This window comes from Pseudoalteromonas sp. AWH4_217, from assembly GCF_056161105.1.
This window is the reverse complement of record NZ_JBSWYM010000001.1, coordinates 381,447-401,062: the sequence shown is the minus strand read 5'-3', so window position 1 is coordinate 401,062 and position 19,616 is coordinate 381,447. Positions and strand designations below refer to the sequence as shown.

Annotated in this window: 1 protein-coding gene; it reads left to right on the top strand. The window is 54.6% G+C overall.

Annotation, left to right across the window (positions count from 1 at the left end):
- Positions 1-119: 119 nt before the first annotated feature.
- Complete coding sequence (locus ACXAH1_RS01685) at positions 120-19,541, top strand: non-ribosomal peptide synthase/polyketide synthase (RefSeq protein WP_475193264.1); 19,422 nt, start codon at positions 120-122, stop codon at positions 19,539-19,541.
- The last annotated feature ends 75 nt before the right edge of the window (positions 19,542-19,616 follow it).

The window sequence follows — 19,616 nt, the reverse complement described above, 5'->3', positions numbered from 1 at the left end:
CACTCAGGTACCTAGCTCAAAGTCACATTTTTTACCCGCGAAGCTGGATTTTTGCCGTGTTCATTCGTCTAGCAGTCATATTTTGAAATCAGAATCAAACTGACTGCAGTGGAGCCAGAATGTCACAGCAAAGACGTACCAGAAGAAATCGCGCTATCTCCTCCCTATCAACCGAAGACCAACAACGCTTAAAAGCACGTATTGACCAGGCCCAGAGCAATGCCGGTCAGCTCCAGGTTGAGTTGACAGCAGGTGAGCGAGTGCCGCTGACACCCGCACAGAAGATCCTCTGGTATGCCTGGAAGCTGGACCCGCAGGATGTCTCCTACAATTTGGCCGGGGCACTGCATTTTCAGGGTGAATTAAACACCGCTCAGGTCAGGCAAGCATTTGAGACCTTGCTGGCACAACACTCCGGATTGCGGATCCAGTTTGTTGAGGAGCAAGAGCAGGTCTGGCAGTGCGATGGCGGATATCAGTCTTTGCCAGTTCATGAGCTGGAACTTGCGCATCATAGCGATCAGGCAAGTATTCGTCGTTTCGTTGAGCAACCATTTGCGCTGTGCAGTGAGCCTTTGTTGCGTATTGCCATTGCCCGCTGCGAGGGGCGAACCAGCCTGATCGTGACCTTGCATCATATCATCGCCGACGGCACGTCAATGCAGCAGTTGTTAGATGAGTTTATTGCACTTTATGCTGGTAAAGATATTGCCTCGCCAGCGTCTGGCTATCTGGAGTTTGCGAAATGGGACAATGAGCAGGACCATCAGCCACGCTATGATACCCAGCTGGCGGTATGGCAGCAGCAGCTGACAGAGTGCGAAGAGACCTTACGTTTGCCGGCCAAAAATCAGCACAGACACGACCTCAATTATCAGGTTGCAACGCAGACACAGACATTGCCAGCAGCGCTATGGCAGCGCATCGGCGCGCTTGCAAGTCAGTATCAGGTCACACCCTATTTAGTCTTACTGACTGCCTGGCAGGCTCTGCTGGCGCGCCTCAGCGACAGCCAGAATATTCGTGTCGGGGTGCCGATTGCCAATCGTCATCGCAGCGAAACTCAGAACCTTGTCGGCTTTTTCGTTAACACTCAGGTGATGCCGTTGCAGCTTGAAGATACCGACAGTTTTGTACAGTTATTAGAAAAAAACACGGCAATGAGCCGACTGGCACAGAACAATCAGGATCTGCCATTTGAGCAGCTGGTGAATGCACTTAAGCCGGCACGTCAAAGCGGTGTTCACCCTATCTTTCAGGTGATGTTTAACTACCTGCGTCGAGATAAGCGCAATCTAAGCCAGCTGGAATCTGTTTCTCTGCTGGACACCGAAATGTACCGTTTCGGTATGCCGTTTGATCTGCAGCTGGATGTGATTGAAGACCTCAGTGAAGGAACGAGTCTAAACCTTATCTATGCCCGTGAGCTGTATGATGCTGAATTTGCGCGGGCTTGCCTGGCGCAATTGCAGATGATGTTGGATAGCTGCCTGAGCGACCCAAGTGCTGAGGTCAATAATGTTCCTCTGCTAAGTGCACAACAGGTATCCGACCTGATCACCACAGGGACCGGTGCTGAGGTGTTTGACTATTCACAGCCCGTTACAACCCTGATCAGCCAGCAAAGTGCCAGCACACCAGATGCGATTGCAGTGCGTTTTGCTTCGCACAGCCTCACTTATCGGGAGCTGGAGCAGCGTACAAACCAACTGGCGCATTATCTGAACGCGCAAGGTATTGGCGCGGAAGACAAGGTGGCGCTGGTGTTCGAACGCAGCATCGAGATGGTGGTCAGTATTCTGGCGGTGGTGAAAGCGGGGGCAGCTTATGTGCCACTGGAGCCTTCTTTACCGGCAGATCGCATTGCTTACATCGCCAATAGCAGTGGCCTGAGCCTGTTCTTGGGTGACCATTCACTGACACGCTTGGACAGCCTGGCAGATCTGGCGCCCCGTGTTGAACTTTCGACACTGGCGCTTGAACACTATCCGCATAGTTTGCCGACCCATGAGATCCCCGCAACCCAACTGGCTTATGTGATTTACACGTCAGGGTCCACCGGCAAGCCCAAAGGCGTCGGTAACCAGCACAGTGCTATATACAACCGCATTGCCTGGCAACAGTCGGCTTATCCCATTGATGCCGGTGACAAAGTATTGCAAAAAACCCCGTTTGGGTTTGATGTTTCGGTGTGGGAATTCTTCTGGCCGCTGATGCATGGTGCTGAGCTGATAGTGGCCCCACCTGGTGCACACAAAGACAGTGCGCAACTGATCGACACGATCAATCACTTTGGCGTGACAACACTGCACTTTGTACCGTCAATGTTACAGGCGTTTTTAGGTCATGAAGCCGTTGCTACGGCCACCAGCATTCGACAGATCTTATGTAGTGGTGAAGCGTTGCCTAGCGAAGTACAGGCGCAGGCAATGCGTAAGTTACCAGGCATTGCAACTTACAATCTGTATGGCCCGACAGAAGCGGCTGTGGATGTCAGTCACTTCACCTGCCATGGTCGTGCTGATCTGCCAGTGCCAATTGGTGCACCTATTGCGGGGATCCGGTTATATGTGTTGGATCGCGCTTTGAACCTCTGTCCGCAAGGCATTGCCGGAGAACTCTATATTGCGGGTGCAGGTCTGGCACGCGGTTATGTGAGTCGCCCTGATTTGAGTGCCGAGCGGTTTGTTGCCGACCCCATTGCGGCGGATGGCAGCCGCATGTATCGCAGTGGTGATTTGGTAAGCTGGAATGCTAAGGGTCAGCTGGATTATCTCGGTCGTATCGACCATCAGGTTAAGATCCGTGGTTTCCGGATAGAATTAGGTGAAATTGAAGCAGCGCTGTACGCAGCGTCTGGGGTACGCGAAGCGGTTGTTGTGGCTGACGACAGTGGCGCTGCGACACGCCTGGTTGCGTATGTTTCAGCCGTCGCTGAGCAGACTCTGGATAGCGAACAACTAAAAGCAACACTGGCCGAGGCCCTGCCTGAATATATGGTGCCAGCGGTGATAGTGGTGCTGGATACGCTGCCGTTAAGCAGTAACGGTAAAATTGACCGTAAAGCCCTGCCAAAGGTAAGCAATACCTCATCGGCGCCATTTGAAGCGCCACAAGGCGCGCGTGAAGAGGCGCTGGCAAGTGTCTGGCAACACGTGTTGGGCCAGCAGAAAATTGGTCGACTGGATAACTTCTTCGAACTCGGTGGCGATTCGATCCTGAGTCTGCAGATTGTTACCGGATTGCGTGAACACGGTTATGTGGTGACACCAAAACAGATTTTTGAACTGCATAGTATTGCCCGTTTGGCGCCTCAGTTAAGCGAACTGAGCCAGGCTGAGGCGATAGCACAGCAGGTGGAAGGTGAGGTGGCTTTGTTACCGATTCAAAAACAGTTCCTGACCACCAAGCTGGACAATAAAAACCATTACAACCAGGCGCTGCTGCTGACACTGGACACACCGCTGGACGAGGCCCTGATCCAGCAAGCCTGGTCTGCATTAATCGCACACCATGATGCATTGCGTCTGCGCTTCGTCAAAGATGCGTCGCAGCAGTGGCAGCAGCACTATACGGAATTTGATGCCACGCAGGCAGCGGCCAGCTGTTGGTCGCGTCGTATTGAGGCGACTCAATTAACGGCGCTTGCCGAAGAAGCGCAGCGCAGCCTGAATATTGCCGAAGCTGAGGTGACCCGGCTGGTGCATATGACACTGGACGATGGCAGTGCCCGTTTGCTGCTGGTGATCCATCACCTGGTGGTGGATGGCGTGTCATGGCGTATTTTGCTCGACGACTTAGCGCGGGTTTATGGCCAGTTACAACAGCAAGTTAGCCCCTCACTTGCCAGCAAAAGCCACAGCTATCAGTACTGGGCGCGGCAGCTCAGTGGTTATGCTCACACTCACAGTGACGAACTGAACTACTGGCAACAGCAGCGGGCTCCCGAGTTGACTTTGCCTGACCTCAATCATGAGGGCAGCCGTAAGCTTGCCCACAGTGCCAGTGTGCAGGCCACACTGGATACACAGCAAACTCAGACCTTGCTGCACGACGCTGGCAAAAGCTACCGGACTCAGGTCAATGAGTTATTACTGAGCGCGCTGAGTGAAGCCTTGTATCAATGGAGCGGACAGGCAGAGTGTTTGATCAACCTGGAAGGACATGGCCGTGAACCCTGGGATCTGGACACAGATTTAAGTCGCACGGTAGGCTGGTTCACCAGCTTGTATCCGGTTCAGCTGACCCGACATGCCACCCTGAGCGACACCCTGAAACATAACAAGGAGCAGCTCAGAACCGTGCCAAACAAAGGTATTGGCTATGGGGCACTGAAATACTATGGTGATGCGCAAGCCCAGTCCTGCCTGGCAGCCCAACCTCTGGGACAAATTGAGTTTAACTATCTTGGCCAGCTGGACAATACGCTGGCTCAGTCAGAGGCCCCCTGGCGTCTGGCCGATGAGCACAGCGGTGCCGCTTTTAGCCCGGACTTTGAGCCACACAGTGAGATCAGTATCAATGGTCAGGTGAGCGATGGCCGCCTGCAACTGGTGATTAGCTATGGTGCACAGCGACTCAGCGAAGTGACAATGACGGCCTTTGCCAGGCATCTGGAGGCGGCCTTAGTCGCTGTGATCGGCCATTGTACAGAGGCAGCGGGTTGCCTCACCCCCAGTGATGTGCCATTGGCCGCACTGAGTCAGTCACAACTGGATACCTTAGCGATTAACGGTGCTGAGTTGCAGGACCTGTATCCGCTGTCGCCGATGCAGCAGGGCATGCTGTTTCACAGTCTTTACGAGCAGGGCGAAGCCTATATCAATCAGACCAGTCTGGACATCACCGGGCTTGATGCTACGCGCTTTAAAGCCGCATGGCAGACGGTGATAGATCGTCATGATGTACTGCGCAGTGGCTTCTTAAGTCTGGATCCACAACCGCTGCAGTTTGTTGTTAAAACCCTGGCTGCTCAGTGGCAGACACTGGACTGGCAGCACCTGAGCGCGGATGAGCAACAGCTGAAGCTGCATGAGCTGGCTCAGCAACAGCGTAGCCAGGGCTTTGAGCTTGATGGCACGCCGGGTTTACTGCGTTTTGTGTTAGTACAGCTGGCACCTGAACGGCATGCCTTTATCTGGACCATACATCATATTCTGACTGATGGCTGGAGCTGTTCGGCGCTGATGGGAGAAGTGTTACGCTTGTACGAGGGTCACACTTTGCCTCCGGCAGAGGCCCAATATCGTGACTATATCGCCTATCTGGCACAACAAGATCAGTCCGCTAATCTGGCTTACTGGCAGGCGCAAACCGATTTATTGTTGGAGCCGTGCTATCTGAGTTCGGCCTTTACCACGCCCTCGCAGGGCAGTTACAGCGCGTTCGATTTACTGCTAACGGAGCAAGAAGATGCCGCGCTGGGCGAGTTTGTCAAAGCTCAGCACCTGACGCCAAACACCCTGATGCAGGGAGTATGGGCACTCTTGCTGAGTCGCCATCTTGGTCGTGAAGCTGTGTGCTTTGGTGCCACGACATCAGGGCGTCCGAGCGATTTGGCAGGGGCAGAGCGGATCCAGGGGATGTTCATCAACACTATGCCGGTCATGGTTGAAGTGCGCCCTGAGCTGTCTTTGAGTCACTGGCTACAGGCGCTGCAATCGGCCAACCTGGCCGGTCGGGAACACGAGTTTACGCCTTTATACGATATTCAAAAGCAGGCGACACATCTGGCAATGGACAAGCACGGCTTGTTCGATACCCTGCTGGTGTTTGAAAACTATCCGCTTGCGGAAGCACTTGAAACCCGTGCTGAACAACAGACCAAATTTACTGTCGGTGAGGCCAAAGAAGAAACCAACTTCCCGCTTACGGTGAGCTTTATTCAGGAAGAGACGCTGCGGTTACATTTCAGTTATCAGGGCAGTGAGCTTGCCGGCGCCGATGTTCAGGCACTGGCAGAGCAATTCAGACGCCTGCTGCTGAATATCATAGCGTCACCGCAAAGCCGTTTGTCGGCGCTTACGCTGATCAGTGAATCACAGCAGCGGACACTGCAAAAGCTGGGCTTTGGTGAATCCATCACGCCACTGCACTCGGGTGCTGTGGAGCCCATCTATATTCCGGGGGGTCAACTGCCGCAGTTGGCGGCCACGCAATATCAGGATGTGGTGTCGACGCTGAACCAGTTGGCCGAGCAAACACCGGATGCACAGGCCCTGACATGCGAGGGTCACAGCTATACATTCAAAGAATTGTTCGAGAAATCAAACCAGCTGGCCTTCTACCTGCGTGAGCAAGGGGTTGTGCCCGAGCAGCGCGTTGGGGTAGCGCTGCAACGGGGGATCGATCTGCCACTGGCTTTCCTGGCGGTACTTAAGGCTGGTGCGGTTTATGTGCCAATGGACTTGAGCTATCCGCAGGAACGTCTGGCGTATATGATCAACGACAGTCAGATGGCGCATATTCTGGTCAGTGACAACAGTCTGGATGAGATTGCCGGTGAGGCAACTTTGCATTGTCTGGCGGATATTGTACTGACCGAGCAGTGGCAGCAGCCTCAGGTATACCCAATGCAGGGGGCGTATGTCATTTATACTTCGGGTTCGACAGGTAACCCCAAAGGTGTCCTGGTCAGCCGTGGCTCAATTGCAGCGCACTGCCGGGGCATTGGGCGTCGGTATGAGCTGAGCGCCGCGGATCGCGAAATGATCTTCATGTCTTTTTGTTTCGATGGTGCCCATGAGCGCTGGCTGTCAGCAGTAACCCATGGCGGCACGGTGGTGATCCGTCCTGAGCGTCAATGGGATCTGCAGGAAACCTATCAAAACCTGCATCAGCAAGGCGTAACCACAGTGGTATTTCCACCGGTATTTTTGCGTGAACTGTCGGCATATGTGGAGCAGGTAGGTAATCCGCCGCCGGTGCGGGTTTACTGCTTTGGTGGGGATGCGATGCCACAGGCATCCTTTGAGCTGGCGCAGCGCGTGCTCAAACCCAGTTTCTTCATCAACGGGTATGGTCCGACTGAAACTGTGGTCACGCCACTGACCTGGAAGGCCATGCCTGGCAGTTCATTTGAGGCGGTGTACGCGCCCATTGGTGAAGTGCTGGGGCAGCGACAGGCCTGGGTGCTGGATAGCCAACTCAACCTGGTGTTGCCAGGACAGATTGGTGAGCTATATATGGCACAAGAGATTGGTCTTGCAAGGGGCTACCTGAACCGTCCCGATCTCACTGCCGAGCGCTTTGTGGCCAACCCGTTTGCCAATGATGGCAGCCGCTTATATCGCACCGGTGATTTGGTGCGCTGGAATGAACAAGGCCTGATGGAATATCTGGGCCGGACTGACCACCAGGTTAAGATCCGTGGTTTCCGCATCGAACTGGGTGAAATTGAAACCTTATTGCGTAAACAAGACACAGTGCGTCAAGCGGTGGTTGTTGCCGACGATACGCCAGCAGGAAAACGCCTGGTGGCGTATGTCAGCGGACATGATGGTGCACTGCCTAACGATGCAGAGTTAAAGAGCATACTGGCGGCGAACTTACCGGATTATATGGTACCTGCAGTGATCATGGCGTTGCCGGATCTGCCAGTGAACAGCAATGGTAAAATAGACCGCAAAGCTTTACCCAAAGCTGAGTTGCAAAGCGAAGTCAGCTATGTGGCGCCAGAGGGCGACATTGAGCAAGCGATGGCTGCCATCTGGCAGGATGTGCTGGGTGTTGAGCGTGTTGGTCGTTTGGACAATTTCTTCGCACTGGGGGGCGACTCTATCAGCAGCCTGCGTGTGATTGCGCAAGCCAAGCACAAAGAGATAGCCCTCGACATTCAGACGCTCTTTGGTGCCGAGACACTTCAGGCGTTGGCTGCCAGTCTCAATGCGGGCAGTGCGATAGCAGAGATCCCGCGTCAGGAAAATGAATATCGTGGCCTGTCTTATGCGCAGGAACGTCAATGGTTCCTGTGGAAGCTTGACCCGCAGAGCATCGCTTATCACTTACCCAGCGCATTGCACTTAACCGGCGAGCTGGACCGCAGCGCATTGCAGTCGGCTTTTGATCACCTGGTGAACAAGCACGCTGCGCTGCGCACGGTATTTGTTGAAGATCAGCAAGGCACCGTCTCGACACAGACGCTGCAAGCCAGCCCTTGTCAGATCGCTTACCTGGAGCTTGGTGCGACACAGGCACAACGCAGTGACTTTAAACAGACACTGATCACCACGCCATTTGATTTAACCCAGGGACCGCTGGTCCGGGTCGGTGTGATCTGTGATGCACCACAGCAGCATGAGCTGGTGGTGGTCATGCATCATATTGTCTCCGATGGATGGTCATTGAAGCTGATTGTTGCGGACTTTGTGCGTGGTTATGAAGCGGCCCGCAACGGTGAAACACTGGATGTGGCAGCAGACGCCTTACGGTATAGCGATTTTGCTAAGTGGCAGCGTGATTACCTGGCCGATGGTGCAGAGCAGCAGCAACTGGCCTACTGGCAGGCCCAGTTGGGGGATGAGCATCCAACGCTTGCTCTGCCCAGCGATCTTGAGGGGGATGATACTCAGCTTCACAGCAACACCCTCACTCATGACTTGAGCCAGGAGCAGACCAAAACATTGCAGGCGTTGGCAGCGACACAAGGTGTCACACTGTTTAGCCTGCTTATGAGCGCGTGGCAGATCTTATTACACAAGTATAGTGGCCAGCGCGAGATCCGGGTAGGCATGCCGGTGGCCAACCGCCATCATAGCGGCACTCAGGCCATGGTCGGTTTCTTTGTTAATACTCAGGTGATCAACAGTCAGATCCAAGGCAGTGATTCACTGGAGCGTGTCTTGCTTCGCATAAATCAGGCGCTGCGTGGTGCTCAGGCCAACCAGGATCTGCCGTTCGAAAAGTTGCTGGATAGCTTGGATCTGGAACGCAACCTGGCAGCGTCCCCGTTGTTTCAGGTGTTTTATAACCACCAACGCGTGGAAGAAAATGCCCTGACTGAGTTCGGCGGTCTGCAAGCTCAGGAGGGCCAGGCTGATACCCAGGTTGCGCAGTTTGAGCTGGTATTAAATTCTTTGGAGCGCGAAGACGGCTCAGTGACTTTGTCACTGGATTATGTCAGCGCAAAATACAGTACTGAGCGTGCTGAGGCATTGTTCTATGGTCTGACAACAATCCTGACTGCGATGCAGCACGATCTGACTCAGCCTGTAGGCACCCTCAATGTGCTGCCACATTCTGAGCAACAAAGGTTGCTGCCTGAGTATACTCCTTATCTGGCCGGTGCCGATCAAGCTGACAATCTGGTTACCCAACTGCGTCGCCAGGCGACATTAACGCCGGATGCCGTGGCACTGAGCCTGGCTGACCAGACACTGAGCTATGCAGAACTGGAGGCACGTGCCCAGCAGTTCGCACATTACCTCATCGAGCAGGGCGTTCGCAGCGAAGACAAAGTTGCGGTGGTATTCAGACGTGATATTGATACCGTGGTGAGTTTCCTGGCTATTTTGCAAAGCGGCGCCTGCTATGTGCCTGTTGATGCCGAGCTACCTGCTGCGCGTGTCACGACTATTACAGCGCAGTGTCAGTGGGTGGTCACTGTGAATACTGACTATCAGAGCGAAGCGCAAACGCTGATCCAGTATCGCCCTGAGTTGTGTGCCAATGACGATCTCAAGCGAGCTGAGCCGCTTATCCACTCTCAACAACTGGCTTATGTGATTTATACGTCTGGCTCCACCGGGACTCCTAAGGGAGTGGCCGTTAGTCATCAGGCCTTACAGGGTCACTGCAACGCCGTACAGTCGCTTTATCAATATCAGGCACAGGACCGCTGTGCGATATCTGTTTCCTTTGGCTTCGATGCCTCAATTGAGCAGTTATGGGGGCCGTTGCTGGCTGGGGCATGTGTGGTGCTGGATGAGTTCAAGCTGCTGTCTCAGCCCGAGCTTGAGCAGTTTGCAAGGGACAAGCAACTTTCCGTTATGGGCTTCACACCGGCGTATTTGCAGCAATTTAAGTCTCTGCCTGCACCGCTTCGCTTATGTATTGTCGGCGGGGAAGCCTGGTCTGCACAGCACTGTGCCAGCCTCTTAGAGCATGCGCCAGACACTCGCTTTATCAATGCCTATGGTCCATCGGAGACGGTGATCACACCGCTGGCCTGGACTCAGCAACAAGGTGCTGCACTTGGCAGTAACTATGTGCCCATTGGTCAGCCAATCGGTGGTCGCGCACTTTATATTCTTGATGAAAGCCTGCAATTACTGCCGTATGGCATGACGGGTGAACTTTATATCAGCGGTGCTGAAATGGCGCGGGGCTATCTTGAACAACCTGGACTCACAGCAGAGCGTTTTATCGCGAATCCGTTCGACAACGATGGCAGTCGTCTGTACCGCACGGGAGATCTGGTACGCTGGGATCAGCAGGGTCAGCTGGAATATGTCGGGCGTTGTGATCAGCAGCTTAAAATCCGCGGTTATCGGGTTGAAGCCGGCGAAATTGAAGCAAAACTACTGGCCTTCCCTGGAGTAGAGCACGCCGTGGTCGTGGCTGACCAGGGAACTGGCTCAACCCGCCTGATCGCGTATGTCAGCGCGGCTGCGGGCATTGAACTGGACAGTCAGCAAGTGAGCGCGTCACTGGCGGCTCAGCTGCCGGATTACATGGTACCCAGCCTGCTCATGGTACTGCCACAGATGCCATTGACCCATAATGGCAAGGTCGACCGCAAAGCACTGCCTGCGCCACAGGCGGAGGCTGATAAAGTCTATCAGGCACCACAAGGGGCGCAGGAAATGCTGCTTGCTGAGATATGGCAGCAGTTACTGCGACTTGAGCAGGTGGGCAGGGACGATAACTTCTTTACACTCGGTGGCGACTCGATCCTGAGCCTGCAGATCATCGCTAAACTGCGTCAGGCAGGGTTTGTTCTGAGCGCCAAGCAGATCTTTGAACACCAAACGGTTGCCAATCTGGCCCCTCTGATGACCCCGTTAAGCGAAGATGCCATACCGCAACAAGAGGTGACTGGCGCGGTGAGTTTGCTGCCAATACAGCATGCCTTCTTCGAGCGTGATATGGTCAATCGTACTCACTGGAACCAGGCGGTCATGCTGCACCTGGCTGAGCCAATGGCGGCGCAGCTGTTGACGCAACTTATTTCTGCCCTGCTCGAACGCCATGATGCATTGCGACTGCGTTATCTGCAAAATGAGACGGGACAGTGGCAGCAGGCCTATGCGGCGTTTGACGCACACATGGCCGAGCAAAGCATCTGGTATCGGGATACTCATTCTACGCAAATCACAGCGCTGGCGGAGCAGGCTCAGCAAAGTCTGAGCCTGAGCGAAGGTCCATTGTTACGCGCCGTACACATGACGGTGGAAGACGGCAGTGCACGATTATTACTGGTGGTGCACCACCTCGCGGTCGATGGCGTGTCATGGCGGATTTTGTTGGAAGATTTAACGCGGTTGTGGCAACAACCTGATGCCGAGCTGGGCACTAAGAGCCACAGCTATCAGTTCTGGGCACAACAAATTCAGCAATACCCGGTACAGCATGAAAACGAATTTACCTACTGGCAGAGTATGGCCGGAGTCAACAGTGTCTTGCCTGAGCTAAACGATACAGGCAGCCGCTACTATCGAGACTCAGAGGTGGCTGAGGTGACGCTGGATGCGATTCAAACCGAGGCCTTGCTGACGCGTGCGGGTCAGGCCTATCGCACTCAGGTTAACGACTTATTGCTCAGTGCCCTGAGTGATGCACTGTACCGCTGGACCGGACAGGCGAGCCATAAGATTAACCTTGAAGGACATGGCCGGGAGGCCTGGACAGACACGGTTGACCTGAGCCGCACGGTTGGCTGGTTTACTAGCCTCTTCCCGGTGGTACTGACGCGCCATGAGCAACTTGCTCAGACCATCAAGTTCAACAAAGAACAGCTGCGCGACATACCCAATAAAGGGATTGGGTATGGGGCATTCCGCTATTATGGCAGTGAAGCCCAGCAGGCAGAGTTGGCCGCTCTGGGTGGTGCAGCCATTGAGTTTAACTATCTGGGTCAGCTGGATAACAGCACAGCTGATACACAAAACTGGCGCCCGGCGGACGAACACACAGGCACGGCATTGGATCCGCAGTTTGCCATGGACAGTGAGCTGACGATCACCGGCCAGGTTATCGCGGGTCAGTTACAGTTGAGTATTCGTTATGGCAAAGAGCGACTGGCGCGCCAGAGCGTGGCTGCATTGGCTGCGCATTTTGCGGATGCACTGGCTGAGTTGATTGCTCACTGTGAGCAGGCTCCGGCCACCTTTACTCCCTCTGATCTGCCGCTGGCCGATTTGTCTCAGGCGCAAATCGACGCCCTGTCGCTGCCGCTGCCGCTGGATCAGATCAGTACCATTTATCCATTGTCACCGATGCAAGAAGGCATGTTGTTCCACAGCCTGTTTGAGCAAAGCGAAGCCTACGTCAGCCAGAGCTGCTTTATGATCACCCGCCTGGACAGTGCGCGATTTAAAGACGCCTGGACACAGGTGGTGCAGCGTCACGATGCGCTGCGTACCGGGTTTATTACTCAGGACGGCCTGTCCTTGCAGTATGTGAATCGCGATGCTGTACTGGACTGGCAGGAGCTGGACTGGCAAACGCTGACGCCAGAGCAGCAGCAAACACGATTACGTGAGCTGGCACATCATGAATCTCGTCGCGGTTTCGACCTGACCACTGAGCCTGGATTAAACCGCGTTATTCTGATCACACTGGGCGAGCAGCAACATGCGCTGATCTGGACCATGCATCACATTCTGACCGACGGCTGGAGTCGCTCTGCGATGATGGGCGAGGTGTTGACGGCATATGAAGGTCAGTCACTTGCTCCGGTACGTGGCCAGTATGGTGACTATATTGCGTATCTTACAGCGCAGGACGAAGCACAGAATCTGGCATTCTGGCAGGGGCAGCTGGCTGAGCTGGAGGAGCCAAGCTACCTGAGTCGCGCTTTTGCTCAGCCACAGAGCGGACAATTCGGTGGTCTGGATGTACTGCTCAGTGAGCGCGAGTATGCGCAGCTGACTGCTTTCTGTCAGCAGCACAGGATCACCCAGAATACCCTGGTGCAGGGCGCCTGGGCGGTGTTGCTGAGCCGTTATCTTGACAGAGATACCGTGTGCTTTGGTGCGACGACTGCGGGTCGCCCGAACGACCTGCCAGGTCACGAGGCTATCCAGGGTATGTTTATCAATACCGTCCCTATGGTGGCGAGCGTAGATCCGGCCCAGTCACTGACGCACTGGTTGCAGGCGCAACAAAGTACGGCACTGGCAGTGCGTGAGCACGAATTTACGCCTCTGTATGAAATCCAAAAACTGGCGGCACAATCGCTGGAGCTTAGTCGTGATGGTCTGTTCGATACCTTACTGGTATTTGAAAACTATCCTATCGATCAGGCACTGATGCAAGAAGGTGAGCGCCAGACGCATTTTGAGATCATCGAAGATCGTGATGAAACGAACTTCCCGCTGACGGTGTTATTTATACAAGAAGAGACGTTGCGTCTGCGCTTCAATTATCAGGGCAGTGTTTTGGCTGAAGCCGATGTCCGTGCGCTGGCCACTCAGTTTAAAGACTTGCTGCTGGCGATGACACAGGGCGACCAGTGTCAGCTTGCGTCTTTACTGCCATTGCAGGATGAGCAACAGCTCAGCACCCTAATAGAGATGGGTACAGGTACGCCAGCGCATGCATATCAGCGTCCGATCACGACTCTGATCAGTGAACAAAGTGCCCGCACCAGTGATGCTGTGGCGCTGCGATTTGGCCAGCAGAGTATGACCTATGGTGAGCTTGAACGTGCCTCGAATCAGCTGGCCCACTATCTAAATGCCCGTGGGATCGGTGCAGAAGACAAAGTTGCACTGGTCTTTGAACGCAGCCTGGAGATGGTGGTCAGCATTCTGGCGGTGGTTAAGGCGGGTGCAGCCTATGTGCCGCTGGAGCCGTCACTGCCGTTAGAGCGTATTGCCTATATCGCCGAGCACAGCGATTTGTCGCTGTTTATCGGGGATGATTCACTAGAGCGACTGGCGAGCCTGTCTCAGCTTGCACAGTGTGTACCTTATCGTAGTGTGCCGTTAGAAGATTATCCACAGCAGCTGCCACAACACCACATAGCCCCGAACCAGCTGGCCTACGTGATTTATACCTCGGGCTCAACTGGTAAACCGAAAGGGGTTGGCAATCAGCACAGCGCGATATACAACCGTATTGCCTGGCAGCAGTCGGCGTATCCGATTGGGTGCGATGACAAAGTGCTGCAAAAGACGCCGTTTGGGTTTGATGTGTCGGTGTGGGAGTTCTTCTGGCCGCTGATGTATGGCGCTGAGTTAGTGATAGCGCAACCGGGTGCACACAAAGACAGTACTCAGCTGCTCGAAACCATTAACACCTTTGGCGTTACGACCCTGCACTTTGTGCCGTCTATGTTACAGGCGTTTATTAGCCATGAACAGGTCCACACGGCGACCAGTATTCGTCGCATTCTGTGCAGTGGTGAAGCGCTGCCCAGTGAAGTCCAGGCACAGGCATTGAGTAAACTGCCAGAAGCCAGATTGTACAACCTTTATGGTCCAACGGAAGCGGCGGTTGATGTCAGTCACTTTACCTGTCATGGCGATGCGGCGTTACCTGTGCCAATTGGGGCGCCCATTGCGGGGATCCGTCTCTATGTACTCGACAGAGCGTTGAACTTGTGTCCGCCGGGGGTTGCCGGTGAACTGTACATTGCCGGTGCCGGGTTGGCTCGTGGCTATGTGAATCGTGCCGATCTCAGTGCTGAGCGCTTTGTGGCAGACCCCTTTGTGGCGGATGGCAGCCGCATGTATCGCAGTGGCGACTTAGTATGCTGGAACAGTGCGGGTCAGCTGGAGTATCTGGGCCGTACCGACCATCAGGTGAAAATCCGTGGTTTCCGTATTGAACTGGGTGAGATTGAAGCGGCGTTGTACGCACTTGAAGGCGTACGCGAGGCTGTGGTGGTCGCAGACGAAGGACCATCGGGCAAACGACTGGTTGCCTATGTCAGTGGCCATGAGGCGATGACAGTAGACAGTGGCGAATTGCAGGCTGAGCTGGCTTCAGTGTTGCCCGACTACATGGTGCCGGCGGTGATCATGGTGCTGGCCGATCTGCCAGTGAACAGCAATGGTAAAATTGACCGTAAGGCCCTGCCCAAGGTAGAGCAGCAAAGCCTGGTTAGCTACGAAGCGCCACAAGGTGAGGTGGAGCAGACGATGGCGTCTATCTGGCAAACGCTGTTAGACATTGAGCAGGTTGGCCGACTGGATAACTTCTTCGCGCTGGGCGGAGATTCAATCAGCAGCATGAAGCTGATCTCTCAGGCGCAATCGCGTGGTATGAACTTATCTCTGGCCGATATTTTTGCGGCTCCTGAGCTGCACAGTCTGGTGCAACGGGTCGGATCAGCGCAGAGCAGCATACCTGAACTTGTGCGCAGCGCCCCTGAGCAGGCTTACCAGGGGTTATCCTATGCACAGGCACGTCAGTGGTTCCTGTGGAAACTGGCGCCGCAAAGCGATGCTTATCACATCGCAGGCGGCCTCAGCCTCAATGGTGTTCTGAATTGGGATGCGCTTCAGCAGGCATTTGATTTTGTGCTGCGTAAGCACAGTGTACTCAGAACCCGCTTTGTTGAGCATGCTGACGGTAAGATCAGTCAGTACGTGGATGATAACTATGCCTGCGAGATTGCCCGCAGCACAGCGACCAGTGCACATGCGCAGCAGGCGTTCAAGGCGAAACTGGTTAATACACCGTTTGATCTGACCCGTGACCCCTTATTGCGGGTTGGTGTGATTGCACATCATGACACCCGACACGAGCTGGTCGTTGTGATGCACCACATTGTGTCGGATGGCTGGTCAATGAAGCTGATTGTGCGTGATTTTGTTACGGCATATCAGAGCGCAGTCACAGGTGACACTTTGCACATTGACGCAGCCCAGCCAGAGTACCGTGATTACGCATTGTGGCAGCGCAACTGGCTGGCCGGTGGGGAGGAGCAACGTCAGCTTGCTTACTGGCAGGCGCTGTTAGGGGATGAACATCCTCATCTGACCCTGCCAACGGATCGCAGCAGTGATCTGTATGAAAACAATGGCGCTGCACAGCAAGTGGTGGTGGATGATGCACTGAAACAGGCACTGGAGCGCTTTGCCCAAGCGCAAAACAGCACCTTATTTGGTGTGCTGATGGCGGCATGGCACGTGCTGTTACATCACTACAGTGGCCAGTCTCTGATCCGCGTTGGCATGCCGATTTCTAATCGTCAACACAGCCATAGCCAGGATATTGTGGGCTTCTTTGCCAATACTCAGGTCCTGCAATCGACACTCAGTGGTGAGCTGAGCTTACAACAGGTGGTGGCACAAGTTGCAACCCGTTTGCAGGAGGCTCAGGCCAACCAAGATTTACCATTTGAAAAGCTGGTGGACAGCTTGTCGCTGGAGCGTACCGTAGGTCAGCAGCCGCTGTTTCAGGTGGTTATGAGTCACCAGCGTCAGGATGACAATGAGCTGGTCAACCTGCCGGAACTGAGCATAGCACCCAGTGAATTGCCTAAGACCAAGGCACAGTTCGATCTGGTACTCAATACCAGCGAGAGCTTTAGCGGTGAACTGACCCTGAAGCTGGACTATGCACAGGAGCTGTTCAGTGAGCAGCGGATCGCAACTTTGATGGCGGGCTTACAGCAGATCCTCAGCGCCTTTGTAACTCAGCCAACATTGAACCTGTCGGATCTGGATATTATGCCACTGGATATTCAGCAAGCACTGCAACAGCAGGGCTTTGGTGAGGCAATCACGCCGTTGCACAGTGGCGCCGTTGAGCCGATTTACTTACTGACGGGTCAGCCGCCACAATTGGCCGCAACCCAGTATCAGGATGTGGTGTCGACGTTAAACCAGCTGGCCGAGCAAACACCTGATGCTGAAGCCCTGACCTGTGAGGGCAACAGTTACAGCTATAAAGAACTGTACGAAAAGTCTAACCAGCTGGCCTATTATCTGCGTGAGCAGGGGGTGGGTCCAGAGCAGCGGGTTGGGGTGGCACTGACCCGTGGCATCGACTTACCTTTGGCTTTCCTTGCGGTACTTAAGGCCGGCGCGGTCTATGTGCCTATGGACCTGAGTTATCCAAAAGAGCGTCTGGCATACATGATCAACGACAGTCAGATGCAGCACATCCTGGTCAGCGATCATAGTCTTAATGAGATTGCCGGGGAGGCCCGCTTGCATCGGATGGCAGATATTCCGTTGAACCAGCAATGGCAGCAGCCACAGGTGTATCCGGCTCAGGGAGCCTATGTGATTTACACCTCAGGCTCAACGGGCAATCCAAAAGGCGTGTTAGTGAGTCGGGGTTCAATTGCCGCACACTGTCGCGGCATTGGTCGCCGCTACGAGTTGACCTCGGCAGATCGCGAATTGATCTTTATGTCCTTCTGTTTCGACGGCGCCCATGAACGATGGTTGTCTGCGGTAACCCATGGCGGCACTGTGGTGATCCGTCCACAGCAGCAGTGGGATTTACAGCAAACCTATCAGAATCTGCATCAGCAAGGGGTTACGACCGTGGTGTTCCCGCCTGTATTCCTGCGCGAGTTGTCTGCCTATGTTGAGCAGGTGGGTAACCCACCGCCAGTGCGAGTGTACTGTTTTGGCGGGGATGCCATGCCACAGGCCTCGTTTGAATTGGCGCAGCGAGTACTGAAGCCGGACTTTTTCATCAATGGATATGGTCCGACCGAGACAGTGGTGACGCCTTTGACCTGGAAGGCGATGCCGGGCAGCTCGTTTGATGCGGTGTACGCGCCCATTGGTGAGGTGCTGGGACAACGTCAGGCCTGGGTGCTGGACAGTCAGTTAAAGCGGGTGTTACCGGGACAGATAGGTGAGCTGTATATGGCCGAAGAAATCGGTCTGGCACGGGGTTATCTGAACCGTCCGGACCTGACGGCGGAGCGCTTTGTGGCGAACCCATTTGCCGATGATGGCAGCCGCTTGTATCGCACCGGTGACCTGGTGCGCTGGAACGAGCAGGGGCTGATGGAATACCTGGGCCGGACCGACCATCAGGTGAAGATCCGTGGCTTCCGCATTGAATTAGGGGAAATTGAAACCCTGCTGCGTAAGCACAATACCGTGCGTCAGGCAGTGGTTGTTGCTGATGATACCCCAGCTGGTAAACGCCTGGTGGCTTATGTGAGTGGTCACGATGGGAGTGTACCAGACGAGGTCGAGCTGAAAGCCAACCTGGCGGCGAACCTGCCTGATTATATGGTTCCTGCAGTGATCATGGCGTTGACGGATCTGCCAGTAAACAGCAATGGTAAAATTGACCGTAAAGCCCTGCCAAAGGCACAGTTACAAAGTGATGCCAGTTTTGTGGCACCCCAGGGGGAAGTTGAACAGGCGATGGCCGCTATCTGGCAAACCGTGCTGGGTGTAGAGCAGGTTGGCCGTCTGGATAACTTCTTTGCGCTGGGTGGAGACTCTATCAATGGTCTGAAAGTGATCAGTATGTGGCAGCAACATAATGCACTGCCGCTGGCCGTCAGACAGTTGTGGCAAGCCCCGGATCTGGCGAGCCTGGTGGCTGAGATGACGCACCAGAGCGAGCTTATCCTGCATCCGCTCAATGATGCCGTGGCAGGTGCAGATAATCTCTTCTGTCTGCATGAAGGCAGTGGCTTAACGGTCGCGTATCGTCCGCTGGCTGAGAAGCTGGCGGGTAAGGTTAATTGTATCGGTGTGGCGGCTGCAAAACAGCTCGCCCAGTTCAGTACGCTGACCGATTTGGCGCAGCATTATGCGAAGGCACTGGATGAGGCTCAGCCGAATGGCACCATCAAACTGCTGGGCTGGTCTTTGGGTGGCGCGTTGGCGGCACTGGTTGCCAATGCACTGACTGCGCGAGGCAGAACGGTGAGTCACCTGTATCTGGTTGACAGCTGGAACCCTCACGGTGAAGCGGCGCAAAGTAGTCTGGACTGGCGTAGCTGGGCGCTGTCATGGATCGGCGGCTACAGTCTGGCACCTGACAGTGCATTGCATCACGCTCTGGTGACGCAATTGCAGCAGGGGCTGGATGAGACTGTCCGGGACCCAGCCACGCTGGCTCAGTGGCTGATCACGCATCAGGCGCAATTTGCTGACCTCTTTGAGCATACGCTCAGTCAGCTGCCTGAAGCGGAATTAACGGCTTTACTGGCGGCGGGTTATGAACTGCAACGCCTGGCCAGAGCGCCGCAGCAGTATGCTCAGGAAGCCTCGGCAAAAGCGCATGCCTGGTGGTCAAATCAGGCAGATCAGGCAGCGATGGATGCCTATCTTGCAGAGCTGGACGCTGAGTTTGATGTGACGCATCTGGATTATGATCATCGTCAGATCATTGCTGCCGAAGAGGTACTCACCTCCGTTTACGACAGTTTGCTGTGCACTGATTAAGCACGTCAGAGTCGAAGGTAAAAAAGCCGTGCGAATGCACGGCTTTTTTGTGTCAGCAGATCGACTGGGTGCGCA

What these genes read in the sequence shown, in the direction of transcription:
- ACXAH1_RS01685 (WP_475193264.1), top strand. Translation starts at nt 120, where the DNA reads ATGTCACAGCAAAGACGTACCAGAAGAAATCGCGCTATCTCCTCCCTA.